General features: G+C 70.9%; 17 protein-coding genes. 10 read left to right on the forward strand and 7 right to left on the reverse strand.

What is annotated here, in order from left to right:
- The first annotated feature begins 47 nt into the window (after positions 1 to 47).
- Complete coding sequence (locus ABZ880_RS03525) at positions 48 to 1,187, forward strand: acyl-CoA dehydrogenase family protein (RefSeq protein ID WP_361256172.1); 1,140 nt, start codon at positions 48 to 50, stop codon at positions 1,185 to 1,187.
- A 118-nt stretch (positions 1,188 to 1,305) separates the two neighbouring features.
- Positions 1,306 to 2,346, forward strand: a complete 1,041-nt coding sequence (locus tag ABZ880_RS03530) for an acyl-CoA dehydrogenase family protein (RefSeq protein WP_361256175.1) — start codon at positions 1,306 to 1,308, stop codon at positions 2,344 to 2,346.
- On the opposite strand, the gene ABZ880_RS03535 is transcribed toward ABZ880_RS03530, so the two are convergent.
- Positions 2,337 to 3,983 (reverse strand): cytochrome bc complex cytochrome b subunit, encoded by a 1,647-nt coding sequence (locus ABZ880_RS03535; protein ID WP_361256178.1) that lies wholly within the window; start codon positions 3,981 to 3,983, stop codon positions 2,337 to 2,339. The genes ABZ880_RS03530 and ABZ880_RS03535 overlap by 10 nt on opposite strands.
- Positions 3,984 to 4,068: 85 nt before the next feature.
- The gene (locus tag ABZ880_RS03540; RefSeq protein ID WP_361256181.1) at positions 4,069 to 4,791 is read right to left on the reverse strand and encodes a VWA domain-containing protein; all 723 of its coding nucleotides are present in this window, start codon (positions 4,789 to 4,791) and stop codon (positions 4,069 to 4,071) included.
- A 135-nt stretch (positions 4,792 to 4,926) separates the two neighbouring features.
- On the opposite strand from ABZ880_RS03540, the gene ABZ880_RS03545 reads away from it, so the two are divergent.
- Together ABZ880_RS03545 and ABZ880_RS03550 are read left to right on the forward strand one after the other, a co-directional pair.
- Positions 4,927 to 5,838 carry a rhomboid family intramembrane serine protease gene (locus tag ABZ880_RS03545; RefSeq protein WP_361256184.1) on the forward strand — a complete coding sequence of 304 codons (912 nt, stop codon included), beginning with the start codon at positions 4,927 to 4,929 and terminating at the stop codon, positions 5,836 to 5,838.
- Between the two features lie 47 nt (positions 5,839 to 5,885).
- Entirely contained in the window at positions 5,886 to 6,791 is a 906-nt protein-coding gene (locus ABZ880_RS03550) for a chitosanase (RefSeq protein WP_361256187.1), read from the forward strand.
- 242 nt (positions 6,792 to 7,033) lie between these two features.
- Here the strand turns inward: ABZ880_RS03550 and ABZ880_RS03555 are convergent, their stop codons facing one another.
- The 3 genes from ABZ880_RS03555 to ABZ880_RS03565 all read right to left on the reverse strand — a co-directional run bounded on the left by ABZ880_RS03555 (position 7,034) and on the right by ABZ880_RS03565 (position 14,213).
- Positions 7,034 to 8,494, reverse strand: coding sequence for a glutamate synthase subunit beta (locus ABZ880_RS03555; RefSeq protein WP_361256190.1), 1,461 nt, complete (start codon positions 8,492 to 8,494; stop codon positions 7,034 to 7,036).
- Positions 8,487 to 13,079 (reverse strand): glutamate synthase large subunit, encoded by a 4,593-nt coding sequence (gene gltB / locus ABZ880_RS03560; protein ID WP_361256193.1) that lies wholly within the window; start codon positions 13,077 to 13,079, stop codon positions 8,487 to 8,489. The genes ABZ880_RS03555 and gltB overlap by 8 nt, the downstream gene beginning before the upstream one ends.
- Before the next feature lie 402 nt (positions 13,080 to 13,481).
- Positions 13,482 to 14,213, reverse strand: a complete 732-nt coding sequence (locus ABZ880_RS03565; protein WP_361256196.1) for a VIT1/CCC1 transporter family protein — start codon at positions 14,211 to 14,213, stop codon at positions 13,482 to 13,484.
- 285 nt (positions 14,214 to 14,498) lie between these two features.
- On the opposite strand from ABZ880_RS03565, the gene ABZ880_RS03570 reads away from it, so the two are divergent.
- From ABZ880_RS03570 to ABZ880_RS03595, 6 genes are all read left to right on the forward strand, one after another.
- A complete protein-coding gene (locus tag ABZ880_RS03570) occupies positions 14,499 to 15,539 on the forward strand; it encodes an ADP-ribosylglycohydrolase family protein (protein WP_361256199.1) in 1,041 nt (346 codons plus the stop codon).
- 377 nt (positions 15,540 to 15,916) lie between these two features.
- Complete coding sequence (locus ABZ880_RS03575) at positions 15,917 to 17,197, forward strand: ADP-ribosylglycohydrolase family protein (protein ID WP_361257065.1); 1,281 nt, start codon at positions 15,917 to 15,919, stop codon at positions 17,195 to 17,197.
- An 8-nt stretch (positions 17,198 to 17,205) separates the two neighbouring features.
- Positions 17,206 to 18,372, forward strand: a complete 1,167-nt coding sequence (locus ABZ880_RS03580) for an ADP-ribosylglycohydrolase family protein (RefSeq protein WP_361256202.1) — start codon at positions 17,206 to 17,208, stop codon at positions 18,370 to 18,372.
- Entirely contained in the window at positions 18,360 to 19,721 is a 1,362-nt protein-coding gene (locus ABZ880_RS03585) for an ADP-ribosylglycohydrolase family protein (RefSeq protein WP_361256205.1), read from the forward strand. The genes ABZ880_RS03580 and ABZ880_RS03585 overlap by 13 nt, the downstream gene beginning before the upstream one ends.
- Positions 19,718 to 20,956, forward strand: coding sequence for a CoA transferase (locus ABZ880_RS03590; RefSeq protein ID WP_361256208.1), 1,239 nt, complete (start codon positions 19,718 to 19,720; stop codon positions 20,954 to 20,956). Before ABZ880_RS03585 ends, ABZ880_RS03590 begins: the two co-directional genes overlap by 4 nt.
- A complete protein-coding gene (locus tag ABZ880_RS03595) occupies positions 20,953 to 21,789 on the forward strand; it encodes a CoA ester lyase (RefSeq protein WP_361256211.1) in 837 nt (278 codons plus the stop codon). Before ABZ880_RS03590 ends, ABZ880_RS03595 begins: the two co-directional genes overlap by 4 nt.
- Before the next feature lie 48 nt (positions 21,790 to 21,837).
- Here the strand turns inward: ABZ880_RS03595 and lgt are convergent, their stop codons facing one another.
- Entirely contained in the window at positions 21,838 to 22,821 is a 984-nt protein-coding gene (gene lgt, locus ABZ880_RS03600; RefSeq protein WP_361256213.1) for a prolipoprotein diacylglyceryl transferase, read from the reverse strand.
- Between the two features lie 84 nt (positions 22,822 to 22,905).
- Positions 22,906 to 23,682, reverse strand: coding sequence for a thioredoxin domain-containing protein (locus ABZ880_RS03605; RefSeq protein ID WP_361256217.1), 777 nt, complete (start codon positions 23,680 to 23,682; stop codon positions 22,906 to 22,908).
- Positions 23,683 to 23,710: the final 28 nt, after the last annotated feature.

A 23,710-nucleotide genomic window follows, 5' to 3' on the forward strand; every position in this document is an offset into this window, starting at 1 on the left:
ACCACGCTAATCTACCAAACACTTGTTAGGGAAGGAGGGTGACGACCGTGGACCTCAATCACTCCGCCGCCGACGAGGCCTTCCGCGCCGAGGCCCGGGCCTGGCTCGCCGCGCATGTGCCCGCCGACCCGCTGCCGTCCCTGGAGACCGCGGAGGGCTTCGCGGCCCATCGCGCCTGGGAGGCCGAGCTGGCCGCGGAGCGCTGGTCGGTCGTCAACTGGCCCACGGAGTACGGCGGGAGGGACGCGGGCCTGCTCGGTTGGCTGGCCTTCGAGGAGGAGTACTGGGCGGCGGGCGCACCCGGCCGCGTCGGCCAGAACGGGATCAGCCTGCTCGCACCGACCCTCTTCGACCACGGCACGGAGGAGCAGCGAGCCCGCGTGCTGCCGCCGATGGCGAGCGGCGAGGTGGTCTGGGCGCAGGCGTGGTCGGAGCCCGAGGCCGGGTCCGACCTGGCCTCCCTCAGATCCAGGGCGGTACGCACGGCGGGCGGCTGGCTGCTGAGCGGGCAGAAGACCTGGTCGTCGCGGGCCGCGTTCGCCGACCGTGCCTTCGGCCTGTTCCGCAGCGACCCGGAGGCGCCGAAGCCCCACCAGGGCCTGACATACCTGATGTTCGACCTGCGCGCGCCCGGCGTCACGGTCCGCCCGATAGGCCGCCTCGACGGGAAACCCGCATTCGCGGAACTCTTCCTGGACGAGGTGTTCGTGCCGGACGAGGACGTGATCGGCGAGCCCGGCGGGGGCTGGCGGATAGCGATGTCGACGGCGGGGAACGAGCGGGGGCTGATGCTGCGCGCCCCCGGCCGTTTCCTCGCGGCGGCGGACCGGTTGCTCAACCTCTGGAAGGAGCAAGGGAGTCCGCAGCACGCGCACGACCAGGTGGCCGACGCCCTGATCGGCGCTCGCGCGTACCAGCTCTTCACCTACGCGGCGGCCTCCCGCTTCCTGGACGGCGACGCGCTCGGCCCGGAGTCCAGCCTGAACAAGGTGTTCTGGTCGGAGTACGACATCGCGCTGCACGAGACGGCGCTCGATCTCCTGGACGGGGAGGGCGAGTTGGCGGACTCGGACTGGGCCGAGGGCTATGTCTTCTCCCTCGCCGGCCCGGTCTACGCGGGCACGAACGAGATCCAGCGGGACATCATCGCCGAGCGGCTGCTCGGCCTGCCGAAGGGACGCCGCTGATGCGCGGGGGCTGCGCCGACGTCGAAGGAGACACCGCGCACTCGAAAGGGGCGTCGCGCATGCAAGGGGCGTCGTCGATGTCCGAAGGAATGCCGAGGGCTGCGAAGGGAGGCCGCTGATGCGCTTCCTCCTCGATACCGAACAGCGCGCGTTCGCGGACTCGTTGGGCGCGATGCTGACAGCGGCCGACACGCCTTCGGTCGTACGGGACTGGAGCCGGGGCGAGCATGCGGGCGGCCGGGCCCTGTGGTCCCGTATCGCCGAGGCGGGCCTGTTCGCACTGGCGGTTCCCGAGGAGTACGGCGGGCTGGGCGTCCGGCCCGTCGAACTCACCGTCGCGTTCGTCGAGTTGGGACGGCATGCGGTGCCGGGACCACTGGTGGAGACGGTCGCCGCGGCGACGGTGCTCGCCGGCCTGGACGACCCGGGCCCGGCCAAACGCCTGCTGCCCGCGCTGGCCACCGGCGAGTCGACGGCCACGCTGGCGACGGGGCCGTACGCACTGGACGCGGACGTCGCGGACGTACGCCTGACGCTGTCGCGGACGAACACCGAACTGCGCCTCGCTCCGACGTCACCGGAAGACGCCCCCTCCTCCCATCTCACCCCGCCACCGGACGACGCCCGCCCCACTCCCCGCGGTCCCCGTCCCTCCCTCGACCCCGCCCGCCGTCTCTTCCCCGCCCCGTCCGGCGGTGAACTCCTCGCCGCCGGTCCCCAGGTCGCCGAAGCCGCCACCCGTGCCCTCGCCCACGCCCGTCTCGCCACCGCAGCCCAGTCCCTCGGTGTCGGCCTCGCCCTGCTCGACCGGACCGTCGCGTACGTCAAGCAGCGCAGCCAGTTCGGCGTGCCCATCGGCTCCTTCCAAGCCGTCAAGCATCAACTGGCCGACGTGAAGATCGCGTTGGAGTTCGCGCGCCCCCTGCTGTTCGGTGCCGCGCTGAGCCTGGCGCCCGCCGACGTCGCCGCCGCCAAGGTCACCGCGTGCGAGGCGGCGTACGCCACCGCCCGTACGGCGCTGCAGCTGCACGGCGCGATCGGCTACACCGCGGAGTACGACCTGTCCCTGTGGCTGACCAAGGCCCGCGCCCTGCGCACCGCATGGGGCGGGCCGCGGGAGTGCCGGGCCCTGGTCGTCGGGGCCGGTGGTCAGTGGTGATGATCGCCGCTGGTGAGCTCCCGGTACTCCTCCACCGTCGGCTTCGCGATCTGTGAGTCGGACCCGAACATCACCCGCGCGAGGCGGGCCCGCATCCGCTGTCCGGCCTTGACCGGCCGGCGCACACCGTTCGCGTCGACGAGCGGTCCGATCTCGTACGGCGGGTTCTGCTCGTGCTGGGTGAGGGTGAACAGCGCGTCCTGCGGGAGGGGCTCGTGCACCTCGACGAACTCACCGTGCGGCAGCCGCCTGATGGTGCCGGTCTCCCTGCCGTGCAGCACCTTGTCCCGGTCCCGGCGCTGCAGGCCCATGCAGACCCGTTTCGTGATGAGGAAGGCGGCCACCGGCACCACGAAGACGGAGATCCGCACGAACCAGGTGATCGCGTTGATGGAAAGGTGCAGATGGGTGGCGACGATGTCGTTGCCACCGCCGATCAGCAGCACCGCGTACAGGCTCAGCCAGGCCACGCCCAGACCGGTGCGGACGGGCACGTTGCGCGGCCGGTCCAGGATGTGGTGCTCGCGTTTGTCGCCGGTGATCCATGCCTCGACGAAGGGGTACAGGCCGAGGGCGAGCAGGATCAGCGGGAACAGCGAGAAGGGGATGAAGACGCCCAGCTCCAGGGTGTGGCCCCAGAGGTTGATCTCCCATCCCGGCATCACCCGGATCAGTCCCTCGGAGAAGCCGAGGTACCAGTCGGGCTGCGCGCCGGTGGTCACCAGGTCCGGGCGGTACGGCCCGAAGGCCCACACCGGGTTGATGCTCGCGATGCCGCCCATGATCGCCAGGACGCCGAAGACGAGGAAGAAGAAGCCGCCCGCCTTGGCCATGTAGACCGGCAGGAAGGGCATGCCGACGACGCTCTTCTGGTCCCGGCCGGGCCCCGGGTACTGGGTGTGCTTGTGGTAGAAGACCAGGATCAGATGGGCGACGACCAGGCCCAGCATGATCCCGGGCAGCAGCAGGACGTGGATCGGGAAGAGCCGCGGGATGATGTCGTGCCCCGGGAACTCCCCGCCGAAGAGGAAGAAGGACAGATACGTCCCGACGATCGGGACGGACAGGATCGCGCCGTCGGCGAAGCGGATGCCGGTGCCGGACAGCAGGTCGTCGGGGAGCGAGTAGCCGGTCAGGCCGGTGATGATGCCGAGCATCAGCAGGGTCCAGCCGAACAGCCAGTTCAGCTCGCGCGGCTTGCGGAAGGCGCCGGTGAAGAACACCCGCATCATGTGCACCAGCATGCCGGTGACGAAGACCAGCGCGGCCCAGTGGTGGATCTGCCGGATCAGCAGCCCCCCGCGCACGTCGAAGCTGATGTCGAGCGTGGACTCGTAGGCCCGGGTCATCGGGACGCCGTTGAGCGGGACGTACGAGCCGTGGTAGATCACCTCGACGCCGCTCGGCTCGAAGAACAGGGTGAGATAGATGCCGGTGAGGATCAGGATGAGGAAGCTGTAGAGGCAGATCTCCCCCAGCATGAAGGACCAGTGGTCCGGGAAGACCTTGCGCATGTTGGCCTTGGCCAGCCCATAGAGCCCCAGCCGCCCGTCGGCCCAGTCCGCGACCTTCTCGCCCTTGCTGGCCGGCTCCCTGCGGGTGGAGCCCGCCGTCTTCCCCGTTCGTGCGCCGTCCATAGGTTCGTCGCCTCCCCGTCGGATCATCCTCAGGGTGACACGACGGCCGGGCCAAGCCAACGGTGCGGACGGCCGGGCGGGTGAGTCAGGCCCGTACGATGCCCTGCGCTCGCGCGGCGACCAGCCATCTCGGGAACTCCTCGACCAGCCGGTCGTACAGCTCCGCGTCCGAGACCTTCCCCGGATCCTCGCCGGCGTGGAAGAACCCGGCGTTGTCCACGACGCGCCTGGCGGGCACCGCCAGCTCGTCGAGTTTGCGCAGGAAGTCGAACTGCTTGCTGCCCGGGTTCCCGAAGCCCACGAACTGCCAGAACAGCGGCAGCTTCGCCGCCTTGCACAGATAGCGTTCTGCGGCGAGCTTGTTGATCGGGCCGCCGTCGGTCTGGAAGACGACGAGGGCGGGCGCCGTGGATCCGCTGTCGAGGTAGTGGTCGATGACCGCGTCCATCGCCAGGTGGTAGCTGGTCTTGCCCATGTGCCCGAGCGCGGCCACGATCTTCTGGACTCGGCCCTGGTGGTCGGCGAGTGCGATGTCGGTCTCGGCGTCGACGTCGGTCGAGAAGAAGACGACCGGCACGCGTCCGTCGTCGTCGAGGTGCGCGGACAGCCCGAGCACCCGGTCGGCGAGCGCCTGCACACTGCCGTCCTGGTAGTACGGCTTCATCGACCCGGAGTAGTCGACGACGAGATACACCGCGGCCCGCAGCCCGTCCAGCCCGTGCTTCTCGAGCGACACCCCGGCGCTCTTGTACAGGCTGACCAGCGCGGGCGCGGTCTCCTCGACCTTGCGGAGACTGATCGCGGCCATGCTCCCCCCTTCGTCCGTGCAGAGGTTACGTCACACCGACCCCACCACTCCCACCGTGCGCAGGCGTTGGCTATTTTGATCGCCGCCGTCCCCACCGGCTCACCGCCCGTCCCACCCCCTACCGAGGAGCCGGCAGTGGAACCCGAGTCCGCCGTCACCACCTGCTATCGCCACCCCAAGGTGGAGTCGCACGTCCGCTGCACCCGCTGCGACCGGTACATCTGCCCCGACTGCATGCGCGAGGCGGCCGTCGGCCACCAGTGCCCGGAGTGTGTGAAGGAGGGCGCCCGGTCGGTACGGCAGGCGCGCACCGCGTTCGGCGGCCGGATCACGACGGCGCCGCTGGTGACGTACGTACTGATAGGCCTCAACGTGCTCGCCTACCTGGGCGAGCTGGTGCGGCCGTCGATCGTGGACCGCTTCGAGATGCTGGGCCGCGGGCTGCTGGGGCCCGACGGCGGCCATTACATGTGGCTGGCCAACTACCCCTCGGACTACCACCTCGAAGGTGTCGTCGGCGGTGAGTGGTACCGCCTGCTGACCGGCGCCTTCCTGCATCTGCCGCCCACCGGGGGGTCGTTCGGGATCCTGCACATCGTGATGAACATGGTGTCGCTGTGGAACATCGGCCGGGTGGTCGAGTCCCAGCTCGGCCGGATCCGCTACGTCACCCTGTATCTCCTCTCGGCGTTCGGCGGCTCGGTCCTGGTCCTGCTGATCGCGCCCGACACCCCCACGCTCGGCGCGTCCGGTGCGATCTTCGGGCTCGGCGCCGCGTACTACGTCATGGCCCGCCGCCTCGGCGCCGACATGAGCACCGTCAACCGTTTCGTGGCGGGCCTGCTGCTGTGGCTGCTGATCTCCGCGGGCCTGACGTCCTGGCAGGGCCATCTCGGCGGGCTGCTTGCGGGCGGTGTGGTGACCCTGGCGTACGCGTACGCTCCGCGCGACAGCCGCCGCAACCTCGTCCAGGCGGGCGCATGCGTGGCCCTGCTGGCCCTGCTGGTGATCCTGACGATCGCGAAGGTCACGGAACTGACAGCCTGAGCGGCCCGGGATTCGGCCGGGAATCGCCTGGCCGTACTCTCTCCCGCATGAAACGTGCTGGTCTCCTCCTGTTCGCGGCAGTCCCGGTCGTCGTCACGGCGACGGTGTACTTCCTCACGCCCGCGGACTCGGACGACGGCGCCGCCAAGGCCCCCAGGTCCGCGGCCGAGCAGGCGCGCCAGGACGCCAAGGCCCGGGCCGAGCAGGAGCAGGCGCAGGACGACGAGGTGATCGCAGACCTGCCGCCGGGCCTCGCCGCGCCCGCCAAGAAGGAACTGGCGCAGGAGCTCGTGGCCAGCGCCGAGAACTCGACCCTGAACTGGCGCAGCGCCTACGGCTACATCGAGGACATAGGCGACGGCCAGGGCTACACGGCCGGCACCGTCGGCTTCTGCACCGGCACCCACGACCTGCTCACCCTGGTCGAGCGCTACACCAAGGCCCACCCGGACAACGGACTGGCGAAGTACCTCCCCGCCCTGCACAAGGTCGACGGCACGGACTCCCACAAAGGCCTGGACCCCGGCTTCACCACGGCCTGGAAGGCGGAGGCGAAGCTGCCCGCCTTCCGCAAGGCCCAGGACAGCGAGCGCGACCGCGTCTACTTCGACCCGGCCGTCCGCCTCGCCAAGCTCGACGGCCTCGGCACGCTCGGCCAGTTCATCTACTACGACGCCATGGTCTTCCACGGCCCCGGTACCGGCCCGACCAGCTTCTACGGCCTGCGCGAGCGTGCGATGCGGGAGGCGGACACCCCGTCGGAGGGCGGCTCGGAGCAGTCGTACCTCGACATCTTCCTGGACGTCCGCCAAAAGGCCATGAAGACCAAGCGCGCCGACATCGACACCACCCGCATCGACACGGCCCAGCGGCAGTTCCTGTACGACGGGAACCTGAGCCTGAAGACACCGCTGGTGTGGAAGGTGTACGGCGAGACGTACAAGGTCGCCTGACCGGCACCCCACTGTTCGGCACGCGGACGCCCTTGATGTCCTCCCGCCAACCGGTTTGTCCTGGCGGCCAACGCTTTCTGGCGACCGGGAGGACGAAGTACACGGCGGGCGGGAACCCAGGCCCGGCGGCGAGTTCGCGCTGAAAAGGCGGCGGCGCCTGCCCCTCGTCCGGTCGGGGACTGGAAGGGCAGGCGCCGTCTGTGTTCCGTACGCCTTTGTACGGGACGTCTGTTGGGCCGTGATCAGACCATCAGCGAGCGGTCCGTCGGCCGGATCGGGGCCGGCAGGTCGCTGGCTCCGGTCAGGAAGCGGTCGGTGCCGCGGGCGGCCGAGCGGCCCTCGGCGATCGCCCAGACGATGAGGGACTGGCCGCGGCCCGCGTCGCCGGCGACGAAGACGCCGGGGACATTGGTCTGGAAGTCGGCGTCGCGGGCGATGTTGCCGCGCTCGTCGAGGTCCAGGCCGAACTGCTCGACCAGCCCGTTCTCGCGGTCGGTGCCCGTGAAGCCCATCGCCAGCGTCACCAGCTGGGCGGGGATCTTGCGCTCCGTGCCCGGCTTCTGGGTCAGCTTGCCGTCGACGAACTCGACCTCGACCAGGTGCAGCCACTGGACGTTGCCGTCCTCGTCGCCCTCGAAGTGGGTCGTCGAGACGGAGTAGACCCGCTCGCCGCCCTCCTCGTGCGCGGACGTGACCTTGTAGAGCATCGGGAACGTCGGCCAGGGCTGGCCCGGGTTCCGCTCCTCGCCCGGCCGCGGCATGATCTCCAGCTGCGTGACCGAGGCCGCGCCCTGGCGGTGCGCGGTGCCCACGCAGTCCGCGCCGGTGTCGCCGCCGCCGATGACCACGACGTGCTTGCCCTCGGCCGAGACGGGCGAGACCACGTAGTCGCCCTCCTGGACCTTGTTCGACAGGGGCAGGTACTCCATGGCCTGGTAGATGCCCTTGAGCTCGCGGCCCGGCACCGGCAGGTCACGCGCGGTCGTCGCACCGGCGGCGATGACGACGGCGTCGTACCGCTTCTTGAGGTCGGTCGCCTTGAGGTCGCGGCCGATCTCGATGCCGGTACGGAAGCGGGTGCCCTCCGCGCGCATCTGCTCGATACGGCGGTTGATGTGCCGCTTCTCCATCTTGAACTCGGGGATGCCGTACCGGAGAAGGCCTCCGATGCGGTCCGCGCGCTCGTAGACGGCGACGGTGTGACCGGCCCGCGTGAGCTGCTGGGCGGCGGCCAGGCCCGCCGGGCCCGAGCCGATCACCGCGACGGTCTTGCCGGACAGGCGCTCCGGGGCCTGCGGTGCGACGTCACCGCTGTCCCACGCCTTGTCGATGATCGAGACCTCGACGTTCTTGATGGTCACCGCGGGCTGGTTGATGCCCAGCACACAGGCCGACTCGCAGGGGGCCGGGCAGAGGCGACCGGTGAACTCCGGGAAGTTGTTGGTCGCGTGCAGACGCTCCGAGGCGGCGGCCCAGTCCTCGCGGTAGGCGTAGTCGTTCCACTCGGGGATCAGGTTTCCGAGCGGACAGCCGTTGTGACAGAACGGGATGCCGCAGTCCATGCAGCGGCTGGCCTGCTTGCTGATGATCGGCAGCAGGGAGCCGGGGACGTAGACCTCGTTCCAGTCCTTCAGGCGCTCCTCGACGGGACGGGACTTGGCGACCTCGCGGCCGTGGTTCAGAAAGCCCTTCGGGTCAGCCATTGATCGCCGCCTCCATCATCTTCTCGGTGATCTCGGACTCGGAGAGTCCCGCCTGCTCGGCGGCGTCCTTGGCGGCGAGCACTGCCTTGTACGTGCTGGGGATGATCTTGCTGAAGCGCTCGACCGCGGTGTCCCACTCGGCGAGCAGCTTCTCGGCGACCGTGGAGCCCGTCTCCTCCTGGTGCCGGCGCACGACGTCGTGCAGCCACTGCTTGTCGGTGTCGTCGAGGGCCTCCACGGCGCTGACGTTGCCGACGTTGACGTTGTCGATGTTCAGGTCGACGACGTACGCGATACCGCCCGACATACCGGCCGCGAAGTTGCGGCCCGTCTCGCCGAGGACCACCGCGCGGCCACCGGTCATGTACTCGCAGCCGTGGTCGCCCACGCCCTCGGAGACGACCGTCGCTCCGGAGTTGCGGACACAGAACCGCTCGCCCGTACGACCGCGCAGGAACAGCTCGCCGCCGGTCGCGCCGTACGCGATGGTGTTGCCCGCGATCGTCGAGAACTCGGCGAGGTGGTCGGCGCCCCGGTCCGGACGGACGACGACGCGGCCACCAGAGAGGCCCTTGCCGACGTAGTCGTTGGCGTCGCCCTCCAGGCGCAGCGTGACACCGCGCGGGAGGAAGGCGCCGAAGGACTGGCCCGCGGAGCCGGTGAAGGTGATGTCGATGGTGTCGTCGGGCAGGCCCGCACCGCCGAACTTCTTCGTCACCTCGTGGCCGAGCATGGTACCGACCGTGCGGTTGATGTTGCGGATGGCGACCTGGGCGCGCACCGGCTGGGCGTCGGTGGCGCTGGACGCGGCCAGGGCGTCGGCGGCGAGCTTGATCAGCTCGTTGTCGAGCGCCTTCTCCAGGCCGTGGTCCTGCTCGATGATCTGGTGGCGCACCGCGCCCTCGGCCAGCTCGGGCACGTGGAACAGCGGCTCGAGGTCCAGGCCCTGCGCCTTCCAGTGGTCGACCGCGCGGGTCACGTCGAGCGCCTCGGCGTGGCCGACGGCCTCCTCGATGGAGCGGAAGCCCAGCTCGGCGAGGATCTCGCGGACCTCTTCGGCGATGTACTGGAAGAAGTTGACGACGTACTCGGCCTTGCCGGAGAAGCGGTCGCGCAGGGTCGGGTTCTGGGTGGCGATGCCGACCGGGCAGGTGTCCAGGTGGCAGACGCGCATCATGATGCAGCCGGAGACGACGAGCGGCGCGGTCGCGAAACCGAACTCCTCGGCGCCGAGCAGCGCGGCGATGACGACGTCACGGCCGGTCTTCAGCTGGCCGTCGGTCTGGACGACGATGCGGTCGCGCAGGCCGTTGAGCAGCAGGGTCTGCTGGGTCTCGGCGAGACCGAGCTCCCAGGGACCACCGGCGTGCTTGAGTGACGTCAGCGGCGACGCACCCGTACCTCCGTCGTGACCCGAGATGAGCACGACGTCCGCGTGCGCCTTGGACACACCCGCGGCGACCGTGCCGACGCCGACCTCGGAGACCAGCTTGACGTGAATCCGCGCCTGCGGGTTCGCGTTCTTCAGGTCGTGGATCAGCTGGGCCAGGTCCTCGATGGAGTAGATGTCGTGGTGCGGCGGCGGGGAGATGAGGCCCACGCCCGGCGTCGAGTGACGCGTCTTCGCGACCCACGGGTAGACCTTGTGGCCGGGCAGCTGACCGCCCTCACCGGGCTTGGCGCCCTGGGCCATCTTGATCTGGATGTCGTCCGCGTTGACCAGGTACTCCGAGGTCACACCGAAGCGGCCGGAGGCGACCTGCTTGATCGCGCTGCGCCGGGCCGGGTCGTAGAGACGGTCCGGGTCCTCGCCGCCCTCACCGGTGTTGGACTTGCCGCCCAGCTGGTTCATGGCGATGGCCAGCGTCTCGTGCGCCTCGCGCGAGATGGAGCCGTACGACATGGCGCCGGTGGAGAAGCGCTTGACGATCTCGGAGACCGGCTCGACCTCGTCGACGGAGATCGAGGGGCGGTCCGACTTGAAGCCGAACAGGCCGCGCAGCGTCATGAGGCGCTCGGACTGCTCGTTCACACGGTCCGTGTACTTCTTGAAGACGTCGTAGCGGCCGGTGCGCGTGGAGTGCTGCAGGCGGAAGACCGTCTCCGGGTCGAACAGGTGCGGCTCGCCCTCGCGGCGCCACTGGTACTCGCCGCCTATCTCCAGCGCACGGTGCGCGGGCGCGATGCCCGAGGCCGGGTACGCCTTGGCGTGGCGGGCGGCGACCTCCTTGGCGATGACGTCGATGCCGACGCCGCCGATCTTGGTGGCCGTGCCGTTGAAGTACTTCTCGACGAAGGCGTCGTCGAGACCGACGGCCTCGAAGACCTGGGCGCCGCGGTAGGAGGCGACGGTCGAGATGCCCATCTTGGACATGACCTTCAGAACGCCCTTGCCGAGGGCGTAGATCAGGTTGCGGATGGCCTGCTCGGCCTCGATGTCCGAGAGGAAGGTGCCGGCGCGGACCAGGTCCTCGACCGACTCCATCGCCAGGTACGGGTTCACGGCCGCGGCACCGAAGCCGATCAGCAGCGCGACGTGGTGGACCTCGCGGACGTCGCCGGCCTCGACCAGCAGGCCCACGTGGGTGCGCTGCTTGGTGCGGATGAGGTGGTGGTGGACGGCCGCGGTGAGCAGCAGCGACGGGATCGGCGCGTGCTCGGCGTCCGAGTGGCGGTCCGACAGGACGATCAGCCGGGCGCCGTTGTCGATGGCGGCGTCGGCCTCGGCGCAGATCTCCTCGATGCGGGCGGCGAGGGAGTCGCCGCCGCCGGAGACCCGGTACAGACCGGAGAGGGTCGCGGCCTTGAAGCCGGGCATGTCGCCGTCGGCGTTGATGTGGATGAGCTTGGCCAGCTCGTCGTTGTCGATGACCGGGAAGGGCAGCAGGACGCTACGACAGGACGCGGCCGTCGGGTCGAGCAGGTTGCCCTGCGGGCCCAGCGACGAGCGCAGCGAGGTCACGAGCTCCTCGCGGATCGCGTCCAGCGGCGGGTTGGTGACCTGCGCGAACAGCTGGGTGAAGTAGTCGAAGAGCAGCCGCGGGCGCTCGGAGAGAGCGGCGATCGGGCTGTCCGTACCCATCGAACCGATCGGCTCGGCACCGGCCTTGGCCATCGGCGCGAGGATGACGCGCAGCTCCTCCTCGGTGTAACCGAAGGTCTGCTGGCGGCGGGTGACCGAGGCGTGGGTGTGGACGATGTGCTCGCGCTCGGGCAGGTCGCCCAGCTCGATCTCGCCGGCCTCGATCCACTCGGCGTACGGCTGCTCGGCGGCGAGGCTCGCCTTGATCTCGTCGTCCTCGATGATGCGGTGCTCGACCGTGTCGACGAGGAACATACGGCCCGGCTGCAGCCGGCCCTTGCGGACGACCTTGGAGGGGTCGATGTCGAGGACGCCGACCTCGGAGCCGAGGACGACGAGGCCGTCGTCGGTGACCCAGTAGCGGCCGGGGCGCAGTCCGTTGCGGTCGAGGACCGCGCCGACCTGCTTGCCGTCGGTGAAGGTGACACAGGCCGGGCCGTCCCAGGGCTCCATCATCGTGGAGTGGAACTGGTAGAAGGCGCGCCGGGCCGGGTCCATGGAGTCGTGGTTCTCCCACGCCTCGGGGATCATCATCAGCACGGAGTGCGGCAGCGAACGCCCGCCCAGGTGCAGGAGTTCGAGCACCTCGTCGAAGGTCGCCGAGTCGGAGGCGTCCGGCGTGCAGATCGGGAAGACGCGCTCCAGGCCCCTGTCACCGAACAGGTCGGAGACCAGCTGGGACTCGCGGGCGGCCATCCAGTTTCGGTTGCCCTTGACGGTGTTGATCTCACCGTTGTGCGCGACGAAGCGGTAGGGGTGCGCCAGCGGCCACGACGGGAAGGTGTTCGTGGAGAAGCGCGAGTGGACCAGGGCGACGGCCGAGGCGAAGCGGCGGTCGGAGAGGTCCGGGAAGAAGGGCTCCAGCTGACCGGTGGTCAGCATGCCCTTGTAGACGATGGTGCGGGCCGAGAGCGACGGGAAGTAGACACCGACCTCACGCTCGGCGCGCTTGCGCAGCGCGAAGGCCTTGCGGTCGAGGACGATGTCCTTCGACGAACCGTCCGTGACGAAGATCTGGTGGAAGGCCGGCATCGTCGAACGGGCGGTGGCGCCGAGCAGTTCGGGCGCGACCGGAACCTCGCGCCAGCCGAGGACGGTGAGGCCCTCGTCGGCTGCGATCGTCTCGATCTGCGAGACGGCCTCGGCGGTCCCGTCCTCCGGCAGGAAGGCGATACCGACCGCGTAGCCGCCCGCCTCGGGCAGCTCGAATCCGGCCACCTCGCGGAAGAACGCGTCGGGAACCTGGGAGAGAATGCCGGCGCCGTCGCCGGAGTCGGGCTCGGAGCCGGTGGCACCGCGGTGCTCGAGGTTGCGCAGAACCGTCAGGGCCTGTTCAACCAGGGTGTGGGACGCCTCGCCGGTGAGGGTGGCGACGAAACCGACGCCGCACGCGTCGCGTTCGTTGCGGGGGTCGTACATACCCTGCGCAGCAGGGCGAGCATCCATGAAGGACCAGTTCTGGCCATTCGCGGAGTGCTGGGACGGCTGGCGCGGCGTACGCATCGGCTCTCCCGTCGTCGTCTCAAGTGGCTGGGGGCAACCTCCCAGGCTGTTGAAGCTCTGGGGGCGCATATTGCCGAGGGACGACGTTGGCCCTCTGCTGGGTGCAAAATTTCGTGCAGGTTACATGATGGAGCGGTTCTCGGGAACCGGGATATTCCGTTCCAACATGCGGACACCGCTCGGCTGCAGTCGGGTACCGCGCCTGCGGTGGAAGCTATGGGGACCGAACTAGACAGATCGATGTCCGTCGGTCCGAAGACGGGGAGGGCTGCGTCGCTCTTCCCGCGGACGCGCGGCAGGCCTCATTGCCCACAGCGCTTACGGCTCATGCCCGGTGGTTAAGCATTCGAAACCAGCAAGTAACGGCTACTTATGCGGCCCAACGCATAACTTGTAGCCGCCCTATCCTACGGCCGTTCCGAACAGGCTGCCCAGGGCGTACGTCACACCGGCCGCCGCACCACCCAGAGCGAGCTGCCGCAGACCGCTGAACCACCAGCTGCGCGCCGTCACCTTGGCCACCACCGCACCACACGCGAACAGCCCGAAGAGCGCGAGCAGCAGGGCGGGCCACAGCACGGTCGCACCGAGCAGATACGGCAGTACGGGCAGCAGGGCGCCCAGCGCGAAGGACCCGAACGACGACACGGCCGCGACCAGCGGCGACGGCAGATCGCCGGGGTCGATGCCGAGCTCCTCGCGGGCATGTATCTCCAGGGCCTGCTCGGGGTCCTGCGAAAGCTGCCGGGCGACTTCGCGCGCCAGCTCGGGCTCGACACCCCGGGCCTCGTAGAGCGCCGCGAGCTCGGCCTCCTCGTCCGCCGGATGCTTGCGCAGCTCGGCCCGCTCGACATCCAGCTCGGCCTCGACGAGCTCGCGCTGCGAGGCGACCGACGTGTACTCACCGGCCGCCATCGAGAAGGCACCGGCGGCGAGCCCTGCGAGCCCGGTCAGCACGATGGTCTGCTGCCCCACGGCACCACCGGCGACACCGGTCATCAGCGCGAGGTTGGAGACCAGCCCGTCCATCGCCCCGAAGACGGCGGGGCGCAGCCAGCCGCCGTTCACGTCCCGGTGCGTGTGGTTGTCGCGGTGCGCCTCGTGCAGCGCGGCCTCGGTCTCGATGATCGCCATGTGCGGGAGCCTCCAGGGAAGCTAAGCCAAAGCTAACTTTGGACAAGTTCTACTCTTCGACAACCCCAAACCTACGCCCCTCATTCCCCTCCCGCCAGCAAGGAAAGGCTCGGCTAACCTGCGCTTTTACATCCAGACGCTCATTCGATATGGCAGCTGCACACATGTCGACCGGGTGACGCTGAGCCTTGCCGGGCTCTCCGGAGGACCTCCAGTGGGACACATCCGCAAAGGGTTCCGCGCCTCCAGTGGCGGCCCTGCGAGCAGCCCCGGAGGAGGCCGCGTATGGCATCGATCGCCTGCATTCCCTCGGTCCCGTCCCCCGGGAACGCCGCCGAACTCCGCGAACGGGCCCGCGGCGCGCTGCTCGGCCTGGCCGTCGGGGACGCCCTCGGGGCTCCCGCGGAGAACCTGAAGCCGTCGGAGATCCGCGCCCGTTGGGGCCGTATCACCGGTTACGTGACCGAGAAGCCGTCGGGCACGGACGACACGGAGTACGCGATCTTCTCCGGACTTCTGCTGGCCCGGCACGGCTCGGCCCTCACCCCGGCGCATGTCGAGGCGGCCTGGCACGAGTGGATCGCCGACCGTGACGAGGGCCCCTTCCGGGGCGCCGGCTTCAGCGAGCGCGGCACGCTCGAGAACCTCCGCCGCGGCCTCGCGGCACCCATCTCGGCGCAGCACCGCCACGCCTGGAGCGACGGCCTCGCCATGCGCGCGGCCCCCTTCGGCGTCTTCGCCGCGGGCCGCCCCGCCGAGGCGGCCCGCCTCGCGGCGATCGACGGCTCGGTGAGCCACGACGGCGAGGGCATCTACGGCGGCCAGGCGGTCGCGGCGGGTGTGGCGGCGGCGATGGCGGGCGCACCGACGATCGCGGTGGTGGCCTCCGCGCTGGCCGTGGTCCCGGACGACTCCTGGACGGCCCGCTCCCTGCGCCGGGCCGTGGCCGTCGCCCACCGCGGCGAACGCGCGGTCCGCTCGGCGGTCGTGATCGGCGGCTACCCGTGGACCGACCTGGCCCCGGAGGCGGTCGCCCTGGCCTTCGGCGCATACGCGGCGGCCGACGGCGACTTCCGACAGGCCGTCCTCACGGCGGTGAACATGGGCCGCGACGCGGACACGACGGCCGCGGTGGCGGGAGCACTGGCGGGCGCGACACAGGGCGTCCCGGCGATCCCGCCGGAGTGGGCGGCAGCGATCGAACCGGCCCGGGGGAGCTGCTTGCCGGCGATGGCGGGCCACCACGTACTGGAGGTGGCGGACCTACTGGTGAACACGACCGCCTTCGCCCTGGCAGCACCCGACGAGGCGGAGGCGACCCGATGAGACCACCGGGGCCGTGGGGCGAGGGGGCGATCACCACCACTCCGGGCACCACTGCTCCGGACGCCACCGCTCCCGGCACCACCGCTCCGGACGCCACGACTCTCGGCACCACCGCGCCGGACGCCACGACTCTGGGCACCACCGCGCCGGACGCCACGACTCTCGGCACCACCGCGCCGGACGCCACGACTCCCGGCACCACCGCGCCGGACGCCACCGCTTCCGGCACCACCGCTCCAGACGCCACCGCTTCCGGCACCACCGCTCCAGACGCCACCGCTTCCGGCACCACCGCTCCAGACGCCACCGCTCCCGGCACCACCGCGCCGGGCGCCACCACTCCGGGCACCACCGCGCCGGGCGCCGCCGGGCCGACGATCGCGGCGAAGTCGCACGCACCCGCGGCCGCCGACGGCGGGGGTGCCCCACCGGGGCCACCCGCACCCGACGACGAAAGTCGCACGGGCGGTGCGGGTGGGAACGAACCCGCCGAAGGCGAAGCCGAGGCGGTCGACGGCGCTCGGCACCCGGAGGGACCCGCCGAGGCCAGTAGAACCGTCGGCCTCCTGCTGGGGCTGGCGGCAGGCGACGCCGCAGGCTGGCCCGCCGCCCGCCACCGAGCCATCCGGCTGCCGGACTGGACCCGCCGCCTCACCCGCGAACTGGACACCTTCGCCGAACACAACGCAACCACCACCCTCCCCGTCCCCATCGCCCTCAACCAACCCCCGGAACCCCTCCTCCTCGGCCCCTCCGACGACGCCGAATGGGCAGCCTTCGCCGCAGAAGCCCTCCTCCGCGCCGGCGACGACACCGCCCTGGGCGACCTCACCCGCGAACGCCGTACAAGAGCCGCGATCGACCTCACATGGAACGCCGTAGCCAGCGAGGTCGCCGCCGCGGCGGACCGCGCACCGGAGATCGAGTCCGCCGTCCTCCCCCTCCGCGCCCGCATCTCCGTCCGCGCCGGCCTCGGCAACCTCGCCGCCGGTCTGCGCCCGCCGGCCACCGGCCACGACAACCCCCACTACTTCGACGACGCGGCCTGCGTACGGGCCTGCGTCCTCGCGGTGGCCCACCCCGGCGACCCCCGCCCCGCCGCCGACCTGGCCGAGTTCGACGCCCGCTACACCCAGGACGGCGACGGAGTGCACGGAGCACGGGCGATGGCGGCGGCGCTGGCACTCGCCCTGGTCGGCGCGGACGTCGAGGCATGCGTGACGGCGGCCCTGGCGGAACTCCCCGAGGGCACGGAGATCGGCCGCAACGCCCGCCACGCACTCGAGCTGGCCCACTCCGCCGACAACGCCTTCGCCCTGATCCCGCTCCTCGAACACCAAATCGTCGACCACGTCTACAGCTACGGCATCGCCGCCGCCGAAACGGTCCCGGTCGCCCTCGCCCTGGCCACCGCGGCACACGGCCGTATCTCGGAGGCGGTCCCGGCCGCGGCCTGTCTGTCCCGGGTCGCCGACTCGGCCCCCGCGCTGGCCGGCGCCCTCACCGGCGCACTGGGCGGCGGCGACTCGATCCCGCCCTCCTGGCGGGAGGCCTGCCGCACCCTCTCCGGCTGCGTACTTCCCCGCCTCACCGGCACCGACCTGGTGGAACTCGCCGAACTCCTGGAAGCCGCACAACCGGCCCGACCGAGAGGATGATTCGGGCCATGACGCCCAAACAAACCGAAACCAGCCTCGAGGACCGGATCACCGGGGCCCTCGTGGGCGCGGCGGTCGGCGACGCCCTCGGCGGCCCCGTCGAGGGCTACTCCCCCGACCAGATCCTCGAACGTCACGGCGGCCGCGTCCACGGCATCGTCGGCCCCTGGAACGGCGAGGCCTGGCGCACCGCGCGCCCCGTCGCGCCGTACCACAAGGGCGACGGCCACGTCACCGACGACACCTTGATGACGCACGCGCTGGTACGGGTCTACGACCGGGTCCGCGACCACCTCGACGCGTACGCCATCGCGGACCACCTGGTCCCGGACCTGATGACGACCCCGCGCTGGATCCCGGAGCTCGAGGCCGAGGCCCTCCCCCTCCACCGCATCTTCCTGGCGGAGAAATGGCTGGTGGCCCGCCTCCACTACGGCCACCTCGACCCTCGCGAGGCCGGCGCAGGAAACATCGTCAACTGCGGCGCCGCGATGTACATGGCCCCGGTCGGCCTGGTCAACGCGGCCAACCCGGCCGGCGCATACGCCGAGGCTCTGGACATCGCGGGCGCCCACCAGTCGTCGTACGGCAGAGAGGCTGCGGCAGTCTTCGCGGCGGCGGTGGCAGCGGCCTGCGCACCGGGCGCCACCCCCGACTCGGTTGTCTCCACGGCCCTCTCTCTGGCCAAGGACGGCACCCGCACGGCGATCGAGCAGGTCTGCGAAGTGGCCTCCCGCCACACGGACTTCGAGTCGGCACTGGCCCCACTCCGCGAGGCGGTGGCTCCCTTCGACACGGTCGGCCCGGACTACCGGCACCCCTCCCTGGCCGCCCGCCGCCCCTCCCGCCTCCATGCGATCGAGGAACTCCCCGTCGCGCTGGGCATGTTGACGGTCTCCGGCGGCGACTACCGCCACGCGGTCCTGGGTTCGGTCAACTACGGCCGCGACTGCGACTCGACCGCGACGATGGCGGGCGCCCTGGCCGGCGCCCTGGGCTCCCCGGTCCCGGAGGCCTGGTCGAAGACGGTCGCGGAAGCCAGCCGCCTGGACCTCTGGGAGCCGGCGACCACCCTCACGGAGGTGACCCGGGAGATCTTCCAGCGGGACGTACGCCGCCGCAGGGCCCACGAGTCGGCGTTCGCGGACCTCGGAGGCCCGAGATGCTCCGACTGACCTGGGTCCAGCCGGAGGACCTGCTGGGCCACGAACTCCGCCAGGCGACCCTGGACGGCCGCGAGGCCGCGGTGATCGCTGCACGGTGGCGAGCCGCTGGGGGCGAGGAGGCTCCGTTGCGGGCGGGTGCGTCACCACAGCCGGCGTCGAGGTATCTGCGCCTGCTGGCGAAGGACCTGCTGGACGAACTGGCGGATCTGCCCAGCAAGTTGGAGGACAAGGAACCGACCGACCTCGCCAAGGTCAAAGCTGCTTGCCCGGCCTGGCCCTCACCAGTCCCGACGGCTCCCCTCACGCCCGCCCGCCTCGAAGCCGCCTGGCTGGGCCGGGCCGCCGGCTGCCTCCTCGGCAAACCGGTCGAGAAGCTCCCCCTCGAAGCCATCCGCCAACTCGCCGAATCCACCGGCAACCGGCCCCTGAACAACTACTTCACGGCCCGGGGAGTCCCCGAAGACCTCACCACGAAATACCCCTGGAACCGCCGCTCGGCGACCACCTCCCTCGCCGAAAACATCGACGGCATGCCCGAGGACGACGACCTCAACTACCCCCTCCTCAACCTCCTTCTGCTCCAACGCCACGGCAGAACCTTCACCACCACGGACGTGGCAACCCTGTGGCTCGACGAACTCCCGGCCGGCCGCACGTTCACCGCAGAACGCATCGCCTACCGCAACCTCCTCCTCGGCCTGGAGCCACCCCGAACGGCCCGCCACCGCAACCCTTTCCGCGAATGGATCGGCGCCCTCATCCGCGCCGACGTCCACGGCTGGACCAACCCCGGCGACCCGGCCGCCGCAGCGGAACAGGCCCACCGGGACGCCACCCTCACCCACACCGCCAACGGTGTCTACGCGGCGATGTTCACGGCAGCCGTCATCGCACAGGCAGCCACCGGCACCCACGACATCCACGCCTGCCTCCGCACCGGCCTCACGGTCGTCCCCCCGCACTCCCGCCTCGCCCGGGCCGTCGCCCACGCCGTCCAACTCGCCCGTTCCACCGCCGACTTCGACACCGTCGTCGACGAACTCCACGCCACCCACGCCGCCGACCACCACTGGGTGCACGCCGTCCCCAACACCGCCCTCGTAGCCGCCGCCCTCACCCACGCGAACGGCGACTTCACCGGCTCCATCTGCCGTGCCGTCTCCGGCGGCCTGGACACCGACTCCAACGGCGCCACCGCGGGCAGCATCGCCGGCCTCCTCGCCGGCACCCCCGCCGCCCTCCCCGACCGGTGGACGGCGCCCCTCAAGAACCGACTCGCCACCTCCGTCGGCGACTTCAACGGCATCGGCTTCGACACCCTCGCCCAGCTCACCCACCGGGAGGCATCCCGCCCATGACCCACGCCGACGTACCGCCCGGAAACCGAGGCGCAGTTGACGTCATGAAGGCCGCCCCGCTCACCGGCCTGCGCGTCCTCGACCTCGCCACCCTCTTCGCCGGCCCGCTCGCCGCCACGATGCTCGGCGACTTCGGCGCGGAGGTCATCAAGGTCGAACACCCGACGAAGCCCGACCCCTCCCGCGGCCACGGCCCGTCGAAGGACGGTGTCGGTCTCTGGTGGAAACTGCTCGGCCGCAACAAGCAGACCATCACCCTCGACCTCTCCAGGCCGGGGGGCCGCTCCACCCTCCTGCGCCTGGCCGCCACCGCCGACGTCGTCATCGAGAACTTCCGCCCCGGCACCCTGGAGAAGTGGGACCTGGGCTGGGCGGAACTCTCCGCCGCCAACCCCCGCCTGATCCTGACCCGGGTCACCGCCTTCGGCCAGTTCGGCCCCTACGCGCACCGCCCCGGCTTCGGCACCCTGGCGGAGGCGATGAGCGGCTTCGCCGCGATCACCGGCGAACCGGACACGCCCCCGACGCTCCCGCCCTTCGGCCTCGCCGACTCCATCGCGGGCCTGGCCACGGCCTACGCCGTCATGACCGCGCTGGCCGCCCGCGACCGCACCGGCGAGGGCCAGGTCGTCGACATGGCGATCATCGAGCCGATCCTGACCGTCCTCGGCCCCCAGCCCATCTGGTACGACCAGCTCGGCCACGTCCAGCCGCGCACCGGCAACCGCTCCCAGAACAACGCCCCGCGCGGCACCTACCGCACCGCCGACGGCACCTGGGTCGCCGTCTCGACCTCCGCCCAGTCGATCGCGGAACGCGTGCTGCGCCTGGTGGGCCGCCCGGAGCTGGTCGACGAGCCGTGGTTCGCGACCGGCGCCGGCCGCGCCCGGCACGCCGACATCCTGGACGAGGCCGTCGGCACCTGGATCGCCGAGCGCCCCCGCGACGAGGTCCTCGCCGCCTTCGAGAAGGCGGAGGCAGCGGCGGCACCCGTCCAGGACGTACGGGACGTGATGACCGACCCGCAGTACGCGGCCCTTAACACGATCACCACCCTCGACGACCCCGACCTCGGCCCCCTGCGCATGCAGAACGTCCTCTTCCGTCTCTCCTCCACCCCCGGCGCGATCCACTGGGCGGGCCGCCCGCACGGCGCGGACACCGAGGCGGTCCTGACGGAGCTGGGCCTGACCCCGGCCGAGCTGACGGCCCTGCGCGAGGAGGGCGCCGTATGAAAGCACCCCCGCTCACCTGGCTCTACGCCCCCGGCGACCGCCCGCACGTGGTCGCCAAGGCCCTGGTCTCCGGCGCCGACGTCGTCGTCATCGACCTGGAGGACGCGGTCGCCCCGGACCGCAAGGACTACGCCCGCGCGGCCACCGCCGAACTCCTCGCCGCCCCGCAGCCGCTCCCGGTCCACGTCCGCGTGAACGCCCTGGACGGCCTCCAGGCACCACGGGACCTGGCGGCGGTGGCGGCACTCCCCGGACTCTCGGGCCTACGACTGCCGAAGGTCACGTCTCCCGGGCAGATCACCCGCATCGCGGAACGCACCGCCCCCGCGACCGGCGGCGCCCCGGCCCTGTACGCCCTCCTGGAAACCGCCCTGGCCGTCGAGCACGCCCACGCCATCGCCGCGGCCCACCCCGCCCTGCACGGCATCTCCCTCGGAGAGGCGGACCTACGGGCCGACCTGGGCGTACGCGAGGACGCAGGCCTCGACTGGTCCCGCTCCCGCATCGTCGTCGCCGCGCGTGCGGCGGGCCTGCCCCCGCCGCCCCAGTCGGTCCACCCGGACATCCGCGACCTGGAGTCCCTGGCCGCCTCCTGCGCCCACGGCCGCACCCTCGGCTTCCTGGGCCGCGCGGCCATCCATCCCCGCCAACTCCCCATCATCGAAAGGGCCTATCTGCCCACGGAGAGGGAGGTCGAGGAGGCCGAGACGATCGTCAAGGCAGCGACGACAGAACAGGGGGCGCAGGCCCTCCCGGACGGCAGGTTCATCGACGCGGCCGTGGTGGCGGCAGCGCAGCGCACCCTGTCACTCGCCAACCGAAACCAACGGTGAGGGCGCCCGCAGCTCTGCGGGCGCCCTCACCGACGTACGACCGAGCAGTCAGCTCTTCTTCGCCGACTCGGCACTGTCCTTCGTCGCATCCTCTTCGTCTTCGGCGTCCTCGGGCCCTTCTGCGGAGCCCTCCGCGTCCGCCTTCGAGGAGTCCGCCTCGTCCTTGTCGAGGGACACGGAAGCCTCGCCGTCGGCCTCGGCCGCCTCCTCCGCCGCGCCCGGCTCGACCACGGCCTCCCGGCCCGGCCGCTTCTTCGCCGACACCACGATGTACGTCACCGCGAGCAGGAACACGACCAGCGCGGTCCAGTCGTTGAGCCGCAGGCCCAGGATGTGGTGGGCGTCGTCGACGCGCATGTACTCGATCCATGCCCGGCCCACGCAGTACGCGGCGACGTACAGCGCGAACGCCCGCCCGTGCCCGAGCTTGAAGCGCCGGTCGGCCCAGATGACCAGGAACGCGACGCCGATGCACCACAGGGACTCGTACAGGAACGTCGGGTGGTAATACCCGGGCACCCGGCCGTCCGCCGAGGACGTGATGTGCAGCGCCCAGGGGACGTTGGTCTCCTTGCCGTAGAGCTCCTGGTTGAACCAGTTGCCCCAGCGGCCGATCGCCTGCGCGAGGGCGATGCCGGGCGCGACGGCGTCGGCGTACGCGGGCATCGGGATGCCCCGGCGCCGGCAGCCGATCCAGGCGCCCAGCCCACCGAGCGCGATCGCGCCCCAGATACCGAGGCCGCCCTCCCACACCTTGAAGGCGTCCACCCAGTCGCGGCCCTCGCTGAAGTACAGCTCGTAGTCCGTGATCACGTGGTAGAGGCGACCGCCGACGAGGCCGAACGGCACCGCCCAGACGGCGATGTCGGCCACCGTGCCGGCCCGCCCGCCGCGGGCGATCCAGCGCTTGTTGCCGAGCCAGACCGCGACGAAGACGCCGATGATGATGCAGAACGCGTAGCCGCGCAGCGGAATGGGGCCGAGATACAGCACCCCGCGCGACGGGCTCGGAATGTAGGCAAGTTCTTCCATGGCAAGGTCGACGCTACCGTGCCGGACCGTGCCCACGGCAAGCAGCCCGGCTACGGGTCCATAACAGGCGGGTGTGAAACCGCCTTACCCCTTGTTCGCCGCCAGCACCATCTGCTTCAGCTTCGCCGGTGTCAGCGTCTGGTCCTGGTAGATGTTCTTGCCGCCCAGCAGCACGGTCGGTGTGCCGCCGAAACCGCCGGCCTTGAAGGCGGCGTTCGACTTGTCGACCCAGGCATCGTGCTTGCCGTCGTTGACGCAGGTGCGGAAGGTCGCCGTGTCGAGGCCCTTCACCTTGCCCGCCAGCTCGATCAGCTTGCTGTTGTTGCCGAAGGCGTCGTCGGTCTCCTTGGGCTGGTTCTCGTAGAGCACGTCGTGGTAGTCGCGGAACTTTCCGGCGTCCTGGGCGCAGGCCGCGGCATTGCCCGCGCGCAGGGAGCCGGTGCCGCGGAGGTTGTCGTCGATGAGCCTGACGAGGTGGTAGTCGATTCTGAGCCGACCGGAGTCCGTCAGCTCGTGCAGCGTCGAGCGGTACGCCGCCTCGAAGGCCTGGCAGGCCGGGCAGCGGAAGTCCTCCCAGATCGTGAGGGTCGGCTTGGCGCCGTCCTTGCCCACCGGAATCGCCAGGCCGTCCTTGCCCTGCGCGCCGGAGGGCGCCACGGCCGGGCCCGAGGCCTTGGAGTCCTTGTCCTTGCCCGCGTTCGCGGCGACCACGCCGATCACCGCCGCGAGGCCCAGGACGCAGACGACGCTCGCGCCGACGATCAGCGTCCGCCGTCGCTTCTCCGCGGACTTCTGCTTCTCACGCTCGACCGCCAGCCGCTCGCGGGCGGTGCGCTTTCCGTCACGATTCTTCTCGCTCACACCCCCAGAACGAACCGGGGAGGCGCAT

It is taken from the genome of Streptomyces sp. NPDC047043 (assembly GCF_040644055.1).
Classification (GTDB): domain Bacteria; phylum Actinomycetota; class Actinomycetes; order Streptomycetales; family Streptomycetaceae; genus Streptomyces.

Coding starts and splice junctions, on each gene's coding strand:
- ABZ880_RS03565 (WP_361256196.1), bottom strand. CDS start 14,213: ATGGCGATCATCGAGACCGAGGCCGCGCTGCACGAGGCGCACCGCGAC.
- ABZ880_RS03580 (WP_361256202.1), top strand. CDS start 17,206: ATGACGCCCAAACAAACCGAAACCAGCCTCGAGGACCGGATCACCGGG.
- ABZ880_RS03595 (WP_361256211.1), top strand. CDS start 20,953: ATGAAAGCACCCCCGCTCACCTGGCTCTACGCCCCCGGCGACCGCCCG.
- ABZ880_RS03550 (WP_361256187.1), top strand. CDS start 5,886: ATGAAACGTGCTGGTCTCCTCCTGTTCGCGGCAGTCCCGGTCGTCGTC.
- ABZ880_RS03585 (WP_361256205.1), top strand. CDS start 18,360: ATGCTCCGACTGACCTGGGTCCAGCCGGAGGACCTGCTGGGCCACGAA.
- lgt (WP_361256213.1), bottom strand. CDS start 22,821: ATGGAAGAACTTGCCTACATTCCGAGCCCGTCGCGCGGGGTGCTGTAT.
- gltB (WP_361256193.1), bottom strand. CDS start 13,079: ATGCGTACGCCGCGCCAGCCGTCCCAGCACTCCGCGAATGGCCAGAAC.
- ABZ880_RS03530 (WP_361256175.1), top strand. CDS start 1,306: ATGCGCTTCCTCCTCGATACCGAACAGCGCGCGTTCGCGGACTCGTTG.
- ABZ880_RS03590 (WP_361256208.1), top strand. CDS start 19,718: ATGACCCACGCCGACGTACCGCCCGGAAACCGAGGCGCAGTTGACGTC.
- ABZ880_RS03555 (WP_361256190.1), bottom strand. CDS start 8,494: ATGGCTGACCCGAAGGGCTTTCTGAACCACGGCCGCGAGGTCGCCAAG.
- ABZ880_RS03535 (WP_361256178.1), bottom strand. CDS start 3,983: ATGGACGGCGCACGAACGGGGAAGACGGCGGGCTCCACCCGCAGGGAG.
- ABZ880_RS03570 (WP_361256199.1), top strand. CDS start 14,499: ATGGCATCGATCGCCTGCATTCCCTCGGTCCCGTCCCCCGGGAACGCC.
- ABZ880_RS03540 (WP_361256181.1), bottom strand. CDS start 4,791: ATGGCCGCGATCAGTCTCCGCAAGGTCGAGGAGACCGCGCCCGCGCTG.